This is a genomic window from Lysinibacillus sp. CNPSo 3705, assembly GCF_028674935.1.
GTDB lineage: Bacteria > Bacillota > Bacilli > Bacillales_A > Planococcaceae > Lysinibacillus.
In genome coordinates, this window is sequence record NZ_JAQZSD010000123.1 from 1 (window position 1) to 4,724 (window position 4,724).

Annotated in this window: 3 protein-coding genes and 1 rRNA gene; all 4 read right to left on the reverse strand. The window is 31.7% G+C overall.

Going from position 1 to position 4,724, the window contains the following annotated elements:
• Window positions 1-331: 331 nt before the first annotated feature.
• Complete coding sequence (locus PVA17_RS24305; protein ID WP_132364842.1) at window positions 332-1,225, reverse strand: patatin-like phospholipase family protein; 894 nt, start codon at window positions 1,223-1,225, stop codon at window positions 332-334.
• A gap of 192 nt (window positions 1,226-1,417) precedes the next feature.
• A complete protein-coding gene (locus tag PVA17_RS24310) occupies window positions 1,418-3,103 on the reverse strand; it encodes a methyl-accepting chemotaxis protein (RefSeq protein WP_274069269.1) in 1,686 nt (561 codons plus the stop codon).
• Between the two features lie 36 nt (window positions 3,104-3,139).
• Complete coding sequence (locus tag PVA17_RS24315; protein WP_274069270.1) at window positions 3,140-4,309, reverse strand: ATP-grasp domain-containing protein; 1,170 nt, start codon at window positions 4,307-4,309, stop codon at window positions 3,140-3,142.
• Window positions 4,310-4,643: 334 nt separating this feature from the next.
• A 5S ribosomal RNA gene (rrf, locus tag PVA17_RS24320) occupies window positions 4,644-4,724 on the reverse strand; the annotation flags it as partial.

Sequence of the window (4,724 nt, forward strand, 5' to 3'; positions counted from 1 at the left end):
CCAGGATCAAACTCTCCATAAAAAGAAATTTGATTAGCTCAAATTGTTTTGCTGGCATCATGTTTGATGTCCAAAATTTTGTTTCGTTCACTAACTCGAAGTTAGCTAGTAAAAACTTTATTGATTACGTTTTGCTTGTTCAGTTTTCAAGGTTCATTTATAAATCGTCATCTCTTTGTTAAGAGTTAACTTTTATATAATAACATGTTTTATACATACTGTCAAACAGTTATTTTTTTATATTGTTCTAGCTGCATGTTTAGCAGCAACTTTTATATAATACCACCCACTTCATAGAACGTCAATAGTTTTATTTGTTTTTTTAAAAGTTTTACAACCTAAACTTTGGCCATGATTTTAAAAATTGAATAGTACGGTTTCTTCCTATTTCTAAAAGCGTTTCTTTCGTCTCTTCATCTAAATCAAATTGTGTGGCGCTATAGTCATCGACAGGTATAAAAATAATATCTCGTTCATGCCGTCTTGAAATATACCTTTCATCATGAGCATCTTTCATAGTAGTAAATAAAGCTTCAAATAAATTTAATCCGTTTTTGATTTCATGTGGATGTTGTTCTTCTCTACGTCTACTCAATTTAAGTCCTATAATTGGTCGCATCTTACGTCCTTCTCTATCATCAAATACCCATAACGGGAAATTACTCAATACCCCGCCGTCTACTATAACTGAATCTCCTTTTCCTGTTTTTAATGTAACAGGCTCAAAGAAGAACGGTATGCCACAGCTCATACGTAAAGCACTTGCTACAGAAAAGTTCCTCGCTTCAATATGATATTTTTGTAAATCGTCTGGTAAAACGATCATTCGGCCATTCGTTAAATCTGAAGCCACTAATTTTAATGAATCTCTAGGTAAATCTCCGAATGTATAAACACCTTTTGCCGCCAATTTCTGAAAAAACCATTTTTCTAATGCTTTCCCTTTATATAAACCTAAATGGTGATAAACATTAACCCACTTCATAAACGGGAAAGGTAAAATTGTTTTCCTTGGATCTAGTAATGAAGGTACATCCAACTCTTCTAACATCGTTTGAATTTCTTTTCCACTATATCCTGCAGCAATAAAAGCAGCTAATATGGCCCCAGCACTTGTTCCAGCTACCCGTTTAAAGCGGAAATTTTCAGCTTCTAGTACTTGATACGCCCCAACTAGAGCAAAACCCTTCAAACCACCACCAGAAAAAACACCATCAATCCACAAAATTCCCTCTCCTTTTTCAGGTAATCACTACATTATATAAAGAAATATATACAATTAGAACGAACTCAATGAGTATTTTGTCGAATTTACAAAAGACTTTGATACTCGCATACAGATCTAAAAATAGTAAAAGGATTAGCTCTGTTCAAGTTAGAGCTAATCCTTTTAACTTAGTTGTTGTTATTGCTTAGATTACTTAATTTTAAAATGTGCAATTTGACCTTTTAAATTTTCAACCATATCATTTACTTGATTAGCTGTTCCTAGCATTTCTTCCATAAAAGCAGATTGCTCTTGCATAGTTGAAGCAATATTTTGGGTACCTGCTGATGTTTGCTCCAATGATTGCACAGTTGTCTCAGTAGTCCCTAATACTTGTTCAGAGCTTGCTGATATTTGTTCTACTGTTGAAGCAATTGATTGCGTTCGCATGCTAATGTTTGAAATTAGAGATGAGATTTTTTGGAAAGTATCTCCAGCTAATCTTATTGCGACAGTCTCTTGATCAATTTCATCTACTACTCTCGTAATAGCTTCAACTGATTCATTAGAATTGTTTTGCATTTCAGAGATTAATTTAGTTATGTCATTAGCAGATTGAGCAGATTGTTCTGCTAAATGTCTTATTTCATCTGCGACAACAGCAAATCCTTTTCCGTATTCACCTGCACGAGCAGCCTCAATAGCTGCATTTAGTGCTAATAAATTAATTTGATCTGAAATACTTGTAATGACATTTGTAATTTGTCCTACTTCTTTAGAACGTTGATGCATTTGTTCTGTCATTTGCATAGAGGCTTTTGAAAGCTCGTTAATTGAATCAATTCCTTGTACGGATTGTTGAATGACATTATTACCCTGATTGGATTCTTCTGCTGTCTTAATAGATTCATCAGAGACGTTTGTAGTAGATTCTGTAATTTCTACTATCCCCTGTGATATTTCCCTAATGGCAATTTGATTTTGAATAGCCCCAGTTGTTATCATTTCGCTACTTACTGAAACTTCCTGAACTGCTGCTGATACCTGATTAGCCATTTCTGTCACTTGCTCTATACTTTGAGTCAATTCTTTAGACCCGTTTGCTACATAGTCTGCTGTTGAGGATACATGACCTATAACTTCTTTTAGCTGTACTTGCATACTATTAAAACTTGATGCAAGTTGACCAATTTCATCATTACTTGTATTTTTTATTTCCTGTGTTAAATCACCAGCTGCAATTACTTTAGTATAATCAACAAGTTCATTTAACGGTTTAGAAATTCTTTTAGCAGTGAAATATGCTAGTATACCACTTACTACAATGAATATAAGCGCTAATAATACACATACTTTTATTAATAAATTTTCTAGATCAACTATAAAATCTGCATCTTCATCTAATCCTAAGACAGAATCTGTCCCTTGAACTTGTAAAAATGTAGACTTATGGGCACCGTAATCATCTATATAAATATCACTTGTAACCATTTTAGTTGTACCTAGTGCTGCTTTTTGTTCATCTGTAAACGCTAGTGGTGATAAATACTTATCGTCATTACCTAAAAATAAAATGACTTCTTTATTGTCTACTTTAGTCATAATATAGACATTTTCTAAATCATACTCTTTTTGAAATGCATTTCCTCTAGACAATAGTTCTTGATATGCACTTTTGTTTGTTTTAGCACTATTGATTAATTCTTTATCAAATAACTCATTAAAATCCTCCATTTTCATTGTTAAGCTCTCTTCAAACTGAGGAATAATATATCCGTCAATTAAACGATCAGCTACAATAAAGATGGCTAAGCTAAAAATTGTGCTTATAACAACAATAGGCATTAATACGTTTAATAATATTTTCTTTCTAATTGTCATACCTTTAAACATCATTAACGCTCCTAACTGGAATTAAAAAATTAGTCATTATTAAACAAATACCATTTCTTTTAACGTTATATATTGATTCAGATCTAAATTCAATAACCTTCTATTTTCATTTAAATCCGGTGACTTATGAAAGATTACAGCAAACGTAGAGCTTTCATTCACATTCATTGGTCGATATTCTAAAATTTCACCAAAGTTTAGTTTAAACGCTTCATGATTAATAGAGACAACTTGCTTACAATCAATAGAGGCATCTATTTCAGCACAACAAAAACTATAAATTGAATCATCCATTTGATTAACTATATTTTCCCAATCAGGCTTTTCTTGTTTAAAAAAGTACTCACATGCGTTTACACCATATGCATGAACGCCAAGTTCATTTGTCCCGATACCAGCAAATCTTAGTGGATTTACTTCAATAGGAACAATCTGGTCTTTATCGATGCGAATTTCAATATGTATAGGGGCGGACTTTAAAGCGAAAAACGATGAAATAGTTCTTAAAAATTCTTGAATTTTGTTGAGGGACTCGTTTATTACTTGCTTACTCGTATAGTAAATTCTATCGCTCATGTCTTTTTCATGCCTAAACATTCTTTTAAAAAGATTTAGGATAACCGGTTCCCCATCTTCTGTAAAATATACGTCAACAGCGTATTCATCGCCTTCAATTAATTTTTCAATTATAAATGATTGATTATTAATAACTTCGATTGGATACTCTGAACTTGTAACTTCCATTTCAAACTTAAGTTGTTTAATAGTTTCTTTATATTCTTCTACCTTATCAATACGATGTACACCTATACTTGAATATCCTATAACAGGCTTAACAATAATAGGGAAAGGTAGAGCACTAGGATCTAATTCTTCTAATTCTTTTAGAGAAACTTCTGTGAAAAAGAAATCTGTATAATGTCTACTTAATGTTTTCCTAAAAGTAACTTTATTTTTCAAAATATCTGTAACAGTTGTTAAATAGTGATTTGGCGCATATTTTGATAAAATATTAAGTCCATTTTCAGAGTTAAAGAGAATTGGAGAATTCCCCTTCTCTAATTCAATCAACAAATCGTCTACCTTTTTTAAATTAATAGTAGATTCGTTTGGTATAAAAACTTCATTTAATTTGATTACCGGAATTTTATTCTTACTAATTGTGTCCGCTAATAATTCCGAAACATAAGGTCTATCTAGTATTATCAATATTTACACTCCTATTTGTATATTTTTTTTACATATCTATATCCTAATAGTATGTAAAAATAACTATTACCTATTTTAATATATAATACCTATAAAAGCCATAATATTACCTTTTAATACTATGGGTAATATTACATTGAAATTAATATGCAAGCAACATGAAATATCTAAATACTAATGAGTATATTTGACTATAGAAAGATTAACTTTTGCTAAAGTTAATCGTAAAAAAATCGAGAGGCTTACATTAGCTTCTCGATTTTTTACTATTGGTTAATTATTATTTGTATAATTTTATAAAAAAACAGCCAGCACTCAGCTGACTGTTTACATTGCCTAGCGACGTCCTACTCTCACAGGGGGAAGCCCCCAACTACCATCGGCGCTAAAGAGCTTAACTTCCGTGTTCGGTATG